The 15,076-nt window shown below is 43.9% G+C and carries 12 protein-coding genes; all 12 read left to right on the plus strand.

Annotated features, from left to right (window positions below; all coding sequences use genetic code 11):
• Positions 1-102: 102 nt before the first annotated feature.
• The 12 genes from GT575_RS03145 (at position 103) to GT575_RS03200 (ending at position 15,061) form a co-directional block, all read left to right on the plus strand.
• Entirely contained in the window at positions 103-1,656 is a 1,554-nt protein-coding gene (locus tag GT575_RS03145) for a DUF975 family protein (protein WP_161171463.1), read from the plus strand.
• Between the two features lie 47 nt (positions 1,657-1,703).
• Positions 1,704-2,495: a TraX family protein gene (locus tag GT575_RS03150; protein ID WP_055280362.1), complete on the plus strand. Its 792-nt coding sequence runs from the start codon at positions 1,704-1,706 to the stop codon at positions 2,493-2,495.
• 59 nt (positions 2,496-2,554) lie between these two features.
• Positions 2,555-3,166 carry a zinc-ribbon domain-containing protein gene (locus GT575_RS03155; protein WP_022217413.1) on the plus strand — a complete coding sequence of 204 codons (612 nt, stop codon included), beginning with the start codon at positions 2,555-2,557 and terminating at the stop codon, positions 3,164-3,166.
• A 469-nt stretch (positions 3,167-3,635) separates the two neighbouring features.
• Positions 3,636-4,907 (plus strand): substrate-binding domain-containing protein, encoded by a 1,272-nt coding sequence (locus tag GT575_RS03160; RefSeq protein ID WP_015534394.1) that lies wholly within the window; start codon positions 3,636-3,638, stop codon positions 4,905-4,907.
• A 187-nt stretch (positions 4,908-5,094) separates the two neighbouring features.
• A complete protein-coding gene (locus GT575_RS03165) occupies positions 5,095-6,603 on the plus strand; it encodes a sugar ABC transporter ATP-binding protein (protein WP_015534393.1) in 1,509 nt (502 codons plus the stop codon).
• 17 nt (positions 6,604-6,620) lie between these two features.
• The gene (locus tag GT575_RS03170; RefSeq protein ID WP_022217415.1) at positions 6,621-8,273 is read left to right on the plus strand and encodes a galactose/methyl galactoside ABC transporter permease MglC; all 1,653 of its coding nucleotides are present in this window, start codon (positions 6,621-6,623) and stop codon (positions 8,271-8,273) included.
• A gap of 253 nt (positions 8,274-8,526) precedes the next feature.
• Positions 8,527-8,694: a hypothetical protein gene (locus GT575_RS03175; RefSeq protein WP_161171464.1), complete on the plus strand. Its 168-nt coding sequence runs from the start codon at positions 8,527-8,529 to the stop codon at positions 8,692-8,694.
• A 123-nt stretch (positions 8,695-8,817) separates the two neighbouring features.
• Positions 8,818-10,425: a response regulator gene (locus GT575_RS03180; protein WP_161171465.1), complete on the plus strand. Its 1,608-nt coding sequence runs from the start codon at positions 8,818-8,820 to the stop codon at positions 10,423-10,425.
• Positions 10,426-10,457: 32 nt separating this feature from the next.
• The gene (locus tag GT575_RS03185) at positions 10,458-12,365 is read left to right on the plus strand and encodes a cache domain-containing sensor histidine kinase (RefSeq protein WP_161171466.1); all 1,908 of its coding nucleotides are present in this window, start codon (positions 10,458-10,460) and stop codon (positions 12,363-12,365) included.
• Entirely contained in the window at positions 12,352-13,314 is a 963-nt protein-coding gene (locus GT575_RS03190) for a substrate-binding domain-containing protein (RefSeq protein ID WP_015534391.1), read from the plus strand. The genes GT575_RS03185 and GT575_RS03190 overlap by 14 nt, the downstream gene beginning before the upstream one ends.
• Complete coding sequence (locus GT575_RS03195) at positions 13,307-14,347, plus strand: galactose ABC transporter substrate-binding protein (RefSeq protein WP_161171467.1); 1,041 nt, start codon at positions 13,307-13,309, stop codon at positions 14,345-14,347. Before GT575_RS03190 ends, GT575_RS03195 begins: the two co-directional genes overlap by 8 nt.
• Before the next feature lie 132 nt (positions 14,348-14,479).
• Positions 14,480-15,061, plus strand: coding sequence for a DUF6553 family protein (locus GT575_RS03200; RefSeq protein ID WP_161171468.1), 582 nt, complete (start codon positions 14,480-14,482; stop codon positions 15,059-15,061).
• Positions 15,062-15,076 lie beyond the last annotated feature (15 nt).

A 15,076-nucleotide genomic window follows, 5' to 3' on the forward strand; every position in this document is an offset into this window, starting at 1 on the left:
GTTATGAGTTTCACAGTTTGCCTGAGTGATGTGACATTAAAAATGCGGTATATAGACGTAAGATGATAACATTTAAAATTCTATAAGGGAGAATGTATTATAATGACTTGGAACAGGAAACAGCTTAGAAAAGGAGCGTGGAACACGGTATTTAAGCGGGGACTTATGGCTTGGATGGCTATGGTCGCTGTGTGTTTTATTTTCTCTTATCTTGGGGTAGATGATTCTTCCCAGACAAAATTCGTGAAGGGAATAGATCAGGTGCTTGGACAGGAGACCGAGCATGAGGCTGACAATGTGACCATACTCAAGGAGTATGTAAAGAATATGCCGATGATTGAGCATATGTCGGAGAAAAAAGCCGAGACAGTAGCCCGTGTGATAGACTCGGTGACGGCGAAGCAGACCTGGATCATCAAGCTTTTAGGCGCCAACACGGCATATGTGGAGAGAAATCCCGGCGAGGTCATAGTGATGCTCCTGATATCTGCTCTTATCATGGCTGTTGTCCATTTCTTTATACAGAGTGCGGCGATAGTGGGCAAATGCCGTTATGCCATGGAGTGCAGATACAGTGACAAGGTGTCCGTCAACCGAATGTTTGCACCTTTCCACAGACATTATTTACTCAGACTTATGTGGGTCATGTTCTGTTACAATGTTGTTATGACACTCTGGTGGCTCACGATAATCGGTGGTGTGTACAAGTATTATCAGTATAGGATGGTTCCATATCTCCTGGCGGAGAATCCAAGACTCAAGTGGAGAGATGCGAAGAACATGTCAAGGGAGATGACGAGAGGCTATAAGTGGAAAATGTTCCTGACGGATCTGTCATGCATCCACGTGTGGATGATCAAGGCTATACCGGTTGCAGGACTTCTGGTAGCATTACCGTTTCAGATGGAGCTTGATGTGGAGATGTACTTCTGGTTCAGACAGAATATAGGTGTGGAAAATTTTGTCGAGGAAGCATTCAATGCTGCACCATATAACAAAAAGGTTATCGAGGCTGCTTATCAGTCGGCAGGAGACGCGGGAGTTGCTGAGGTATGGACTAAACCAGCCTATATTCTCCAGGATGTCGCGGTCGAGGTGCCTGAGGGAATGAAGGTGAAGAGTGAATACAGTCTCAGGGACTTCATTTTCTTCTTCTTTGTGTTCTGTTTTATAGGATGGCTGTGGGAGGTCGTACTCTATATAGTTATGGATCATGTTCTTGTAAACCGTGGAACCATGTATGGACCGTGGCTGCCTGTGTACGGAGTCGGCGGCGTTGCTATTATATTCCTGCTTGACCGCTTCAAGGCAGATAAAGCAAAGCTGTTTGCTATGGCTATGGTGGTATGTGGAATCATAGAATTTATAGCGAGCTGGGCACTGGATTTCTTCTTTAACTCACAGTATTGGGACTACAAGAACGAGTTTCTTAATGTAAATGGAAGAATATGTCTGGTGGGACTTCTTGCATTTGGTTTGGGCAGCCTGTTTGGAGTGTATATAGCGGCACCGAAGCTCAGTGAATTTCTGAATTCCAAGAGCAAAAAAGTGCAGAACATTATATGTATCACATTGTCGGTATTGTTTATCATAGATCTGATATGCTGTGCCATCTTCGGATTTAACAAGGGCGAAGGAGTTGGCGGCACATTATAAAGAGAAGGAACCAATATGACGAAGTCATATAAAAAGGAGGAACCAATATGACGGATATACAGAATGGTAAAATGATTGATCCGGGGAAAAAGTCCTGGAATATAAAGGCAGGAGTATTCAGCTCCTGTATGCTGCATATCATTGCGATGACATGCATGCTAAGTGATCACATGTGGGCAACGTTGTTTCCGTATGTAGATATACTTACGTGCATAGGAAGAATAGCATTTCCGATATTTGCCTTCATGATAGTTGAAGGATTTTATCACACCAGTAATTTCCGCAGATATCTGTGCAGAATGCTGGTATTTGCGGTGATATCTGAAATCCCATTTGATCTTGTGTCCGGAGACAGTGTCCTGTATCTGTTTCATCAGAATGTACTTTGGACATTCCTTATAGGATTACTGCTGATAGCATTGATAGACAAGGTGAGGAAAACGGGCAAGGTATGGCTGTGGATCCCGGTTGCGATTGTTGTGACTCTTGTGGGATATGTGATAGGAACGATCACCATGGTTGATTTCTATGGAGCGGGAGTTGTCATGGTTATAATGTTCTATCTGTTCCGGGGCAAGGAACCATGGAAATTGATAGCACAGCTCGTGTGTATGTATTATATCAATGCACAGTTGCTTAGTGGATATTGTTATACATTTAGTATAGCGGGACATAGCTTTGAATTCCCGCAGCAGGCGTTTGCGCTCATCGCATTGCCGGTGATATGGCTATACAATGGAAAACTGGGATACCATAAGAAGTGGTTTAAATACTTCTGTTATGCATTTTATCCGGGACACTTGCTTGTATTGTACATAATCTGGCAGATGGTGATGTAGACATGGTATGAGCAGAGAATCGGTGGGTTTTGCAGATATTTGAGAAAGGAAGAAATAGTATGAATGCGGCTCATAAGATAGTGGTTTTGGTTGGCAGTATATTCCTTGCTGTCGGCGTTTTCGTGGGAATTATATTTGCAATTGTGGCGGAGCCGGGAAAATTCCCCCTGGCTATGTTGAGCCTTCCGGGAGGTTTCTTACTGATCGGTGGGGGCATGGATATAGTGGTGGCGATATTGGTCCACAACAAGAAGATGATAGTAAAAAAAGGTGTGAAGTATCCTGCAAAGATATATGGATACACAGAGAATACTTCTGTTAAGGTGAACAATACATATATGATGGACACGATCGTGCATTACTTTGACAGCTACCATGTCGAGCGGGAGGCTATAATACCAACTGGATTCACAAGGGGTGCCGGCATGTACCCGATAGGTCTGACGATAGATATATTCGAGTACAACGGCAAATACGGCTATGATCCGGATTCAGTAAGGGATGAGAGGCTTCCAGGTGAAGAAGAGCTCATGGACGACAAGCCGGTGGCGCCGGATAAGCTGAGACTTGTGGCGGTCAGATGCCCGAATTGTGGTTCGAGTTTCCGTGCAGCGACTGGATATTCCAGCAAATGTCCTTATTGTGGAAATTACTTGAATGTGAATATGTAAGCCTGAAAAAGAGCGTGGGTGAGTCGAACCCACGCTCTAGCAAAAAGGAGATAATTTTATGCACAAACCTACGAAACAACAACAAAAAGATAAAAACAAGCCGTTATAGAAGATTCCACTAAAACTAAAATGCCGAGAATGAGTCAAAACTGCCCAACTCAATATGCAATTTTACCCGTGTTAAGCAAAAAATACACCTGACATATAACTATTAACCAGTGTGAATTGGTAAAAATATCTATAAAAAAATCAATAAATCACAAAATTTTGCTAATTAATCCAAAAATATTCTATTCTTTCAAATCCCGTATCAACTTATAATGAGTACAGTCAATGAGGCAAGACGAAAAAATAAAACACACAAAGCCAAAGGATGTGTTAAGTTTCAGAAAACTTAACATGCAGCATCAGCCCTTGCCGAAGGCAATTACAAATGGGCTGATGTTCAAAGAACAGGAGGGAATGTAATATGAGAAAAAGAAGAATTTTAGCTGTAGCAGCAGCTGCAACACTTGCTTTATCAATGGTAGGATGTGGATCAGGCGGAAGCTCAAGTGGCGGAAGCTCAAGCAGTGGAGTAGCCAACAAGGACAAGCCACTTTGCTGGTTCAACCGTCAGCCATCTAACAGTTCAACAGGAGAGCTTGACAAGGACGCTCTTAGCTACAACAAGGACACATATTATGTAGGATTTGATGCTAATCAGGGTGCTGAGCTCCAGGGCCAGATGGTTCTTGATTACATCAAGGCAAATGCAGCAACGATCGATCGTAACGGTGATGGAGTCATCGGATATGTACTTGCAATCGGTGATATCGGACACAATGATTCAATCGCACGTACAAGAGGTGTTCGTTCAGCACTTGGCACAGGAGTTGATGCAAACGGAGCAGTTGATTCAACACCAGCCGGAACAAACGTAGATGGTAAGGCAACAGTAGTACAGGATGCTAAGCTTGATGTTGATGGCAAGACATATACGATCAGAGAGCTTGCATCACAGGAGATGAAGAACTCAGCAGGAGCTACATGGGATGCAGCTACAGCTGGTAATGCAATAGGAACATGGACAGCATCATTTGGTGATCAGATCGATGTAGTTGTTTCAAATAACGATGGTATGGGAATGTCAATGTTCAATGCCTGGGCAAAGGACAACAAGGTTCCTACATTTGGATACGATGCTAACAGCGATGCAGTTGCAGCAATTGCAGAGGGCTACGGCGGAACAATTTCACAGCATGCAGATGTTCAGGCTTACCTGACACTGAGAGTTCTCCGTAACGCACTTGATGGTGTAGATGTTGATACTGGTATCGGTACAGCAGACGAGGCTGGAAACCAGCTTGAGGAAGGTGTTGACTACAGATACAGCGCAGACGAGAGATCATACTACGCACTGAATGTGGCAGTAACAGCAGACAACTATCAGGATTTCACAGATTCAACAAAGGTTTATGACAAGGTTTCAAAGCAGCTTGACTCAAGCAAGAGCCCAAGCAAGAAGGTATGGCTTGATATCTACAACGCTTCAGATAACTTCCTGAGCTCAACATACCAGCCACTTCTTCAGAACTACGATGACCTTCTTAACCTGAATGTAGATTACATCGGTGGTGATGGACAGACAGAGTCTAACATCACAAACCGTCTTGGTAACCCAGGCGAGTACGATGCATTTGCAATCAACATGGTTAAGACAGACAATGCAGCATCATACACATCAATTCTCTCTAAGTAATATAAGTTACCTGGATGATTGATCAATAGGAAATGATTTAACTCAGAGGGGTGTCAGACTAAACATTTGATACCCTTCTTTTACTAAGAGCATGTATCAAGTTTTCTATGAAAACTTGATATGTAGCATCAGCCCTCGCCGAAGGCGACTATTAATGGGCTGATGTTCAATGAAAGGAAGTAGAGATATGGCAGAAGATAAGAATAAATACATCTTATCGATTCAAGGCATGAGCAAATCATTCGGCAGAAACAAGGTCCTTAACCATATTAATTTGAATGTTAAACCTGGTTCGATCATGGGACTTATGGGTGAGAATGGTGCCGGTAAATCGACAATGATGAAGTGTCTCTTCGGAACCTATCAGAAGGACGAAGGCACAATAATATTAGATGGAAAAGAAGTAAATTTCTCTGGCCCTAAGGATGCACTCGAGAATGGAGTTGCGATGGTTCATCAGGAATTAAATCAGTGTCTTGAGAGAAGCGTTGTTGACAACCTGTTCCTTGGACGTTATCCAAAGAACTCTCTTGGAGTCATCGATGAGGGCCGTATGAAGAAGGAAGCTTCAGACTTGTTCAGAAAGCTGGGTATAACGGTCAATCTTACACAGCCGATGAAGAGAATGTCAGTTTCCCAGAGACAGATGTGTGAGATCGCAAAGGCTATCTCGTACAATTCCAAGGTAATCGTACTTGATGAGCCTACATCATCACTGACAGCACCTGAGGTTGCAAAGCTTTTCAAGATGATGAGACAGCTCAAGGAGCAGGGAATTTCCCTGATCTACATCTCACATAAGATGGATGAGATATTCGAGATCTGTGATCAGATATCAGTTCTCCGAGACGGTAGTCTGGTCATGACAAAGGACAGCAAGGACACCAACATGAATGAGCTTATATCAGCCATGGTTGGTCGTTCACTTGATAACAGATTCCCACCGGTCGACAATACGCCGGGTGAGACGATCCTCTCAGTACAGGGACTCTCCACAAAGTATGCACCGAAGCTCCAGAACATCACATTTGATGTGAAGAAGGGTGAGATATTCGGTCTCTATGGTCTGGTTGGCGCAGGTCGTACAGAGCTCCTGGAAACTATATTTGGTATTCGTACAAGAGCAGCAGGAAATGTAATGTATGGTGGCAAGATCATGAACTTCACCGGTCCAAAGGATGCTATGGATCACGGATTTGCCCTCATCACTGAGGAGAGAAAGGCAAATGGTCTCTTCCTCAAGGCAGATATCACCTTCAATACCACCATTGCAAATATGAACCACTACAAGAGCGGCGTGGCACTGTCACATGACAGCATGGTTCGTGCCACAGCTGAGGAGATCAAGGTCATGCACACCAAGTGTATGGGACCTGACGATATGATCGCCAACCTGTCCGGTGGTAATCAGCAGAAGGTTATCTTCGGAAAATGGCTTGAGCGTTCACCAAATGTATTCATGATGGATGATCCTACAAGAGGTATCGATGTAGGAGCCAAGTATGAAATATATGAACTTATAATCAACATGGCAAAGCAGGGCAAGACTATCATAGTTGTCTCCTCTGAGATGCCGGAGATCCTGGGTATCACAAACCGTATAGGTGTTATGTCAAATGGACACCTTGCCGGAATTGTAAATACCAAGGAGACTAATCAGGAAGAATTGTTAAGACTTAGTGCTAAATATTTGTAATAGAGAGGAGCATGGATATGGCAGATAAAAATATGATCCTTTCGGCTGATGCAGAGGAAAAACTCCTCAAGCCGATTGATGAATATGTTGGAAAGATACAGGCTCAGATCGATGAACTTCGAGTTGATGGATCTGACAAGGTTCGTAGTTTGAAGAACCATATAGCTATCGCAAAGGAAGATAAGAATTTATCAAAGGAAGAAAAGGATAGCATAATCGCAAAGGATAAGGCAGCCCTGGAGAAGGCAAAGGCAGTTGAGGCAGCCAATAAGGATAAGGTTGCAAAGCTTATCGCTGACGCAGAGGGATACCTTAAGGAGCATTATGACAGCGAGTACTACAGCAAAGTAGTGGCAAGCTGCGAGACTGAGAAGGCAGCAGAAAATGAGTCCTATGAGAGAGTAAAGGCAACACTCAAGACAGAGCATGAGCAGACACTTGCAAAACTCTCTGATCCGGAGGAGATCAAGGACGAGAAATATGTATACAAGAACAAGCTCTTTGATGCACAGATGACACATGAGTCAAGACTTCAGGAGATTAAGGACAGAAAGCATGATGCATTTTCACACAAGTATCATCTGATAGATCTCCTTAGAATGTCCAAGTACACATTCATGCAGAGCAGAGCACAGAAATTTGAGAATTACAAGTACACATTCAACACAACACAGTTCCTTTACAAGAACGGTCTGTATATAGTAATCGTGTTGATATTCATTGCACTTTGTATCATCACTCCAATTGTGAAGAACACACAGCTCCTCACAGTTACCAATATACTGAACATACTTCAGCAGGCATCACCTAGAATGTTCCTGGCACTCGGCGTTGCGGGACTTATCCTCCTGACCGGTACCGATCTTTCGATTGGACGTATGGTTGGTATGGGTATGGTTACAGCTACCATTATCATGCACAATGGTGCAAATACAGGTGGTGTGTTTGGACACATATTTGATTTCTCAAGTATGCCGGTTGTAGGAAAAGCACTATTTGCACTTGTTGCATGTATTATCCTCACAACAGTATTTTCAAGTATTGCAGGTTTCTTCATGGCGAAGTACAAGATGCATCCGTTCATTTCAACAATGGCGAACATGCTGATCATCTTCGGACTTGTAACATATGCGACAAAGGGTGTTTCGTTTGGTGCTATTGATTCAGCAATACCAAATATGTTCATCCCAACAATAGGAAACTTCCCAACTATTATCATTTGGGCAGTAGTTGCAATCGTAGTAGTATGGTTCATCTGGAACAAGACTACATTTGGTAAGAATCTGTACGCTGTAGGTGGAAACCCAGAGGCAGCAGCAGTTTCAGGTATATCAGTTTTCAAGGTAACACTTGGCGCATTCATCCTTGCCGGTATCCTTTACGGATTCGGATCATGGCTTGAGTGTAACAGAATGGTTGGTTCAGGTAGTGCAGCTTATGGACAGGGCTGGGATATGGACGCCATAGCAGCCTGCGTTGTTGGTGGTGTTTCATTCACAGGTGGTATCGGTAAGATCTCCGGTGTTGTAACTGGTGTTCTTATCTTCACATCACTTACCTACTCACTTACCATTCTTGGTATTGATACAAACCTTCAGTTCATATTCGAAGGTATCATCATCCTTGCCGCTGTAACTCTTGACTGTCTCAAGTATGTACAGAAGAAGTAAGGAACAACAAATTTAACTCTCACAAAACCTTTATATAAAAAGCCGCTCGGATCGTCTACAAGATGGATTGAGCGGTTTTTTTCATAAGGAGGGGCCCGCATAAGCGGGAGGATTCCTTGTGAAGTGCACGAAGTGCACGCATGACGCAAGGCATGTGGATTGGCGGACGCCTTCCTGCATCTATGCCACTTTTTTATGCATGCCACCTAATCACGCAGCCGCTTCCTTCGTTCTATTTTCCTGTAAGGGCTATATGGGGAGAGAAAAGTTACAATTTTTTCCTACAGCAGCTATTTTTGTTGGAGATAGGGAAAATATTCCAGATTACGGGAGGGCAAGATGTTCAGCCGGAAACAAGCTGGATCCTAAGCTGGAAACAGGCAAGGTTTCGAGTCACGGACAGGTGAGGAAAATTTCTTGACGGTATAGATGAAGAAATAATAATAAAAGTACAGATATTCTCTGCGGTATTTGATATAATTACACTGCTGGAAAAGACCGGTGAACTGGGTGGCATTTGATATATAGAAAGGATTTCTGTTATATGGATAAATACAAGGTTATCCTTGTCGATGACGAGGAAGAGGTTATAGATGTTATAGAGAGAAAGATCCACTGGGATATGCTTGGGTTTGATGTTGTGGGAAGTGCCAACAACGGTGTTAAGGCTCTTGAACTGGTGGAGAAGCTGCAGCCGGATGTGGTCATAACGGACATCAAGATGCCATACATGGACGGCCTCGAACTGTCCAGGAGACTTAACAATGATTATCAGAATATACACATCATCATATTCACAGGATTTGATGAGTTTGAGTATGCCAAGGAGGCAGTGCACCTTGAGATAGAGGAGTACATGCTCAAGCCTATAAATGCCTTAGAACTTTCAGACTGCCTGAAGAGGGTCAAGAACTCTCTGGACAAGGAGAGGGAGGAAAAGCTGAATGTGGAAAAGCTTGCAAATTATTTCAATGCATCTCTGCCTGTTCTTCAGACAAATCTGTTTGTATCCCTGATAGAGGGCAGAGTGAGCGAGTCGGATTATGAGAAATTCCTTGCAGCATACCAGATAGATATGAAGGGACCATTTTATTGCTGCGCGGTTTTTCATACATCGGAGCATCACGTTCCAGATGGAATGAACCCACTTCTGTTGTCAATGTCGGTGGAACAGCAGATCAAGGACAGAATTGCTGATACATGGACATGCCAGGTATTTACATACTTGGGCAACACAGTGCTCATCATCGAGATAGCCTCAGAGGATGCCATGGCGGAGCTGACGGATGCCTGTGACAGATTCTGCAGATGGGCTTACCGAGTCATGGGCGCAGTGGTTACTGCCGGGATTGGCAGAGTGTGCGACAGTCTTCTGAATATCAACAATTCGTATGAGGGTGCCAGGGAAGCTGTGTCATACAGGGTTTTATACGGAACCCAGAGGGCTATAAACATTGCTGAGATCGCACCGAAGGAGCAGAAGGCAGCAGTACAGTATGAAGATGCAAATATGCATGAGCTTATCAAGTCAATATATCTTGGCAAAAGAGATGCCATTGAGGGCGCAGTACATGATGAGATAGAGAAGCTGCACAGATCTGCACAGACCATGAACAGGTACAAGCTGACACTCATGGAGATGGTAGGAACATTCTACAGATTCTGCGCAAATAATTTTATAGATTTTGACAATTTTTCAGGTGGAATCAGTAACCCATATGAGAAGGTTCCGGAGATGGATGAAGTCACACTCACAGCATGGCTCATAGACACATCTATGGCGATCAGCGAGGAATTGAAAAATGCCAGAAATAACACATCCAGAAGAATGGTAACGGATGCCCAGAATATGATAGTTGGCAGGTATATGGAGCCTGATCTGTCGCTGGATACGGTGTGCTCAGAGCTTGGTGTGTCCAATTCGTATTTTTCATCGGTGTTCAAGAAGGAGACAGGCAAGTCATTTATCTCGTATCTGACGGATTACAGGATGGATCACGCAGCCAATCTCATACTTGAGACAAATGAGAAAAGCTATAAGATAGCAGAGCAGGTGGGATATCAGGATGCAAATTACTTCAGCTATGTGTTCAAGAAGAGATTTGGAATGTCGCCATCAAAGTACAGAACTGAACATACGGGGAATAAGTAGAGCAGAGAAAAAATAATGGGAGTAGAATTGTTTTGAAGATCAGAGAGAAAAAGAAGGGTGCTCAGGGCAAAAAGCAGAAAAATAAATATTCTCTGCGCACGAGGCTGCGAGGCTGGTTTCATCATGGCAGATTTATAGGATTTGACATACAGTCAATAATCATGGCGGTGCTCACAGGACTGACGATAACCACAACTGTTGTTATGGGGTTTCTTATTTACAATAGATTCAAGCTTGCGATAAAGCAGACTGCCGTCTCGAATGCAGAAAGCATGATAGAGAGTACTGTGGATAAAGTGGATACAGACCTGGCAGGCATCAGACAGATATCTAATGGAGTGAATTATAACATTATCCAGGAATATGACATCTCCAGTCAGGAGTTCAGCAGACAGTTCAGCCTTTTATATGAGGTGAATGTTGACAAAGTGCAGAGTATGGCGTTGTACGACAATTCCGGGAAGCTTGTTGCTGCGGAGCCGGTTGCAGTGCAGAAGGATAAGGTTAATGTGGAGGAACAGGAATGGTACAAGAATGCATCTGAAGATATAGAGAATATGCACTTTTCTACACCTCATATACAAGATCTGTTTCAAGATGGCGCCAACAGGTATTATTGGGTCATATCCCTCAGCCGTTCTGTTGATATCAATGATGGAGATAAGCCGGTAAACGGCGTGCTTCTGATAGATATGAAGTATTCCGTGATCGAGGAGGCTCTTTCAAGGATCAATGATTCTTCAAGTGAGACTTATTATTATCTGTGCAACCGTGACGGAGATATCATATACCATCCGCGAAGAGCAGAGATAGACAGAGGCTTTTTCACAGAGGAAAGTACAGAGGCAGCGGTATACGATGACGGTACATATGAGATCAAGATGACGGGTGGCAAAGAAAATGTTGTTGTCAGCAGTATAGCCTACACTGGATGGAAGATCATAGGAGTTGTCCCGGAAAGTGTTCAGACTGCCAGCATCAATCAGTACAGATATTACATCATAACTACGGTTGTGATATTGCTTATGATGCTCTTGTGGGTGAACAGGATCATAACAAAGAAAATCTCAAAGCCTATACTTAAGCTGAATGAATCAGTAAAGTCATATGAGACAGGTGGAACCACGGATATATATATTGGAGGATCCTCCGAGATAAGACATCTGGGATATTCGGTCAAGAAATCCTATGAGCAGATAGAGGTTCTGATGCAGGAGATAATCAGACAGCAGAATGAGCGGAGAAAGAGTGAAATGGATGCTCTCCAGAGCCAGATCAATCCGCATTTCCTGTATAATACACTGGAGTCCATAACATGGATGGTGGAGGCGAACAGAAATACAGATGCAGTATTTATGATATCTGAGCTTGCAAAGCTGCTGAGGATAAGTCTGTCAAAGGGCAGAACTGTCATAAGGATAGCGGACGAGATCCAGCACAGCACGAGTTACATGAACATACAGAAGGTAAGATATAAAGAAAGATTTGCTACAGAATTTATCATAGACGAAGAGATAAATGACTATTGTACAGTTAAACTTATCGTGCAGCCGATCCTGGAAAATGCAATATACTACGGTGTGGGCAACATGGATGAGGACGATGGCGGCAAGATAACTGTCCGCGGTGAGAAGAAGGGCAATGACATCTACATTTCAGTTGAGGATAATGGCATGGGTATGTCGGAGGATGTTGTCCGGAACATCCTTGTGGACAACAATAAGGTGCCAAAGCATGGCTCCGGAGTGGGTGTTATCAATGTTCACTCCAGGATAAAGCTGATGTTTGGCAGCGAATATGGATTAAAGGTTTACAGTGAGCCGGACGAGGGAACAAAGGTTGTCATTCACATTCCAGCCATTCCTTATACGGAGGAGAACAGAGAGAGACTTGAGAGGCAGGATTTTGGAAGGGGGATGGTGACAGATGAAGAAGAGTAAGATAACCTTTCTGATCGCGGAGCTGTTTCTGGTGGTTATAGCCGGATTCTTTATACACCAGATATTCCGGGAAAATGTGCCTCAGAAAAGAGTAGCGGTCATACTTTCAAATTCCGGTGATAAGAGGTGGGATGGACTTATAAATGGACTAAAACAATCAGCAAATGTCAATGATGTCCATCTTATCATATGCAACACCGATGATATCGAGTCAGCCCAGGATGAGAAGGAACTCATAGATGAACAGCTTGAAAATGATGTAGATGCATTCATAATTTGTCCTGCACCGGGCGAGGATACATCGGATATGCTGGGACAGCTTGGCGATGTACCATTTGTACTTATAACCCAGGATGCATACAGTGAAGATGGCGCCTCGGGATTTGTCACGATAAAACCTGATAACTACAAGATAGGATATACCCTTGGAGAACAGATCAGGGCAAATGATGCGGACGGACTCCGTGGCAAAAGCATAGGCATTATAACCGGATATTCCCAGACAGAGGGAAGTGTGAGCGGAAAAGCAGGACTTATGGATGCGATAGAAGGAACCGGATGCGAGGTGAGCTGGGTGTACAGCCGATGTGGCAATCAGAACATATGTGACATTGTGGATATTCTGGGAAAGGTGGACTACATGGTTGTGATGGACACATATGCGATTGATGAGATAGGAGAGAATGCGGATAACGGTATGTACAATGGCGCCCAGATATATGGAATGGGGACCAGCGTAAAATCTGTGGCGCTGCTTGATGCGGGCAAGATAAAGTGCCTTGTTATTCCGGATGGATACGGTGTTGGCTATGCCAGTGTGACAGAGGTAGTAAAGGGTCTGAACAGCAGATTGTATACGATGAAGAGTCGGGAGGAGGGCATAAAGATAATATACAGTGACGATTTGTTCTCCGATGATGTAGAGAGGTTTTTATATTCATATGAGTAGACAGAAACGAAGAAAAATATATGTGCTTTTGCTGGCAGCTGCGATGATAGTCTCGCTTATGGGCTGCGGCAGCAGCAATAAAAAATCAAACAAAACCATGAGAGTCGGGGTGGTCACTTATACAGCAGATGATCCATTCATAAATGCCATGATTGAAAAGGTGAAATCTCAGCTTAAGACTATGGAGACCACAGACATGAATGTGATAGTATCGGTGAGAAGTGGTGATAATGATCAGCGTGAGCAGGATGAGATAGTTGATGAGATGATAGATGCAGGCTGCGATGTGCTGTGTGTAAATCTTGTAGACAGAACCGCACCGGCAAATATTATCAAGTCAGCAAGGCAGAGTGATATACCAGTGATCTTTTTCAACAGAGAGCCGGTGCGTGATGACCTGATGCAGTGGGAAAAGCTCTACTATGTTGGCTGTGACGCAAAAGAATCCGGTGATATGCAGGGTGAGATTGCGGCAAATTATATAAAGAAGCACAGCGAAGTGGATCGCAACGGTGATGGCAAGATACAGTATGTTCTTCTGGAGGGGGAGGCCGGACATCAGGATGCCATAAGCAGAACCGACTGTTCGGTGAAGACCATCATGGATAAGGGAGTGGATCTTGAGAAGCTCAGTTATCAGTTTGCAGACTGGAACAGAGGTCAGGCGGAGAACAGAATGACTCAGCTTATAAGTCAGTATGGCAGTCAGATAGAGCTTGTCATATCCAACAATGATGAGATGGCACTGGGCGCAGTTGAGGCGTACGATAACTCAAGTATAAGCCGGGACAAATGGCCTGTGATCTTTGGAATAGACGGACTTGATGATGCTCTCCAGGCGATAAAGCAGGGAAACATGCAGGGAACAGTTTACAATGACAAGGAGGCCCAGGCGGGAGAGATAGCGCGGTTGGCAGTTGATCTCTTCAAGGGAAACAGCCTTGATGGTCATAATCTTGAAGAGGGCAAATATTACGTGTCGCCTTACTGGAAGGTCGATGTTGACAGCGTGGATGATTTCCTGCTCAGATAAGGGTAACCAACTGATACATGAGTAAACAATCGTGAATTAAAAGCATATATAATTGGAGAAGATCTGTCTGGAAAAATTATCAAGAATTGATGTAGAGATACAGATCCAATTATATATTCGGGAAGGATGCATATGGGAAATAGCTGGATAGAAGAATTTTACGGAGAGACGGATGCAGATAAGAGACTTGAACTGCTGGAAAATAACAGCACGGATATGGACGGTGACAGCGCCGGTTCGTCTACTGCCTTCCGTCAGAGATTGTGGACGGCGAGATATGGCAAGAGAAAGCCGAAGAATGATGCATTTGTGGGCTGCCTTATGGAGCTCAAATACATATCGGAGGGCGGTTCTGTTGACATCGGAGGTCAGAAAAAGAAACAGGCTGTGGAGATCATAAGCAAGCTCTGTCTGTTCGACGCAGACAGAAGAAGTGCCGAGGAACAGGAGATACTGCTATATGAACTCAAGAATGCGTTTCTCAAGTTCATCGAGGTGAGCAGAGGCGGCAGAGGTTTCACATCCATAGCATTTGGTATGGGGCAGCTCTCGGATGAGGGCGTGGCGAAGAAGATCGCAGATCAGATAAGCTCCATCGCATTTGACGCGCCGCACATGCTGCACATGGACAAGGAATTTGCCATACTTCAGAGTGCCGCACTGGCGGCATTCAGGCAGGAGTATCCGAACAGGGAGCATTTCTTAAGAAAATGATAGCATACTTATCCA

The sequence above is a fragment of the Coprococcus sp. BIOML-A2 genome, assembly GCF_009875795.1.
GTDB lineage: Bacteria > Bacillota > Clostridia > Lachnospirales > Lachnospiraceae > Coprococcus > Coprococcus aceti.

Bases quoted from the DNA above. Each gene is read 5' to 3' on its own strand.
- GT575_RS03165 (WP_015534393.1), top strand. From the start codon at position 5,095: ATGGCAGAAGATAAGAATAAATACATCTTATCGATTCAAGGCATGAGC.
- GT575_RS03170 (WP_022217415.1), top strand. From the start codon at position 6,621: ATGGCAGATAAAAATATGATCCTTTCGGCTGATGCAGAGGAAAAACTC.
- GT575_RS03195 (WP_161171467.1), top strand. From the start codon at position 13,307: ATGAGTAGACAGAAACGAAGAAAAATATATGTGCTTTTGCTGGCAGCT.
- GT575_RS03180 (WP_161171465.1), top strand. From the start codon at position 8,818: ATGGATAAATACAAGGTTATCCTTGTCGATGACGAGGAAGAGGTTATA.
- GT575_RS03190 (WP_015534391.1), top strand. From the start codon at position 12,352: ATGAAGAAGAGTAAGATAACCTTTCTGATCGCGGAGCTGTTTCTGGTG.
- GT575_RS03175 (WP_161171464.1), top strand. From the start codon at position 8,527: ATGGGGAGAGAAAAGTTACAATTTTTTCCTACAGCAGCTATTTTTGTT.
- GT575_RS03150 (WP_055280362.1), top strand. From the start codon at position 1,704: ATGACGGATATACAGAATGGTAAAATGATTGATCCGGGGAAAAAGTCC.
- GT575_RS03145 (WP_161171463.1), top strand. From the start codon at position 103: ATGACTTGGAACAGGAAACAGCTTAGAAAAGGAGCGTGGAACACGGTA.
- GT575_RS03200 (WP_161171468.1), top strand. From the start codon at position 14,480: ATGGGAAATAGCTGGATAGAAGAATTTTACGGAGAGACGGATGCAGAT.
- GT575_RS03155 (WP_022217413.1), top strand. From the start codon at position 2,555: ATGAATGCGGCTCATAAGATAGTGGTTTTGGTTGGCAGTATATTCCTT.
- GT575_RS03160 (WP_015534394.1), top strand. From the start codon at position 3,636: ATGAGAAAAAGAAGAATTTTAGCTGTAGCAGCAGCTGCAACACTTGCT.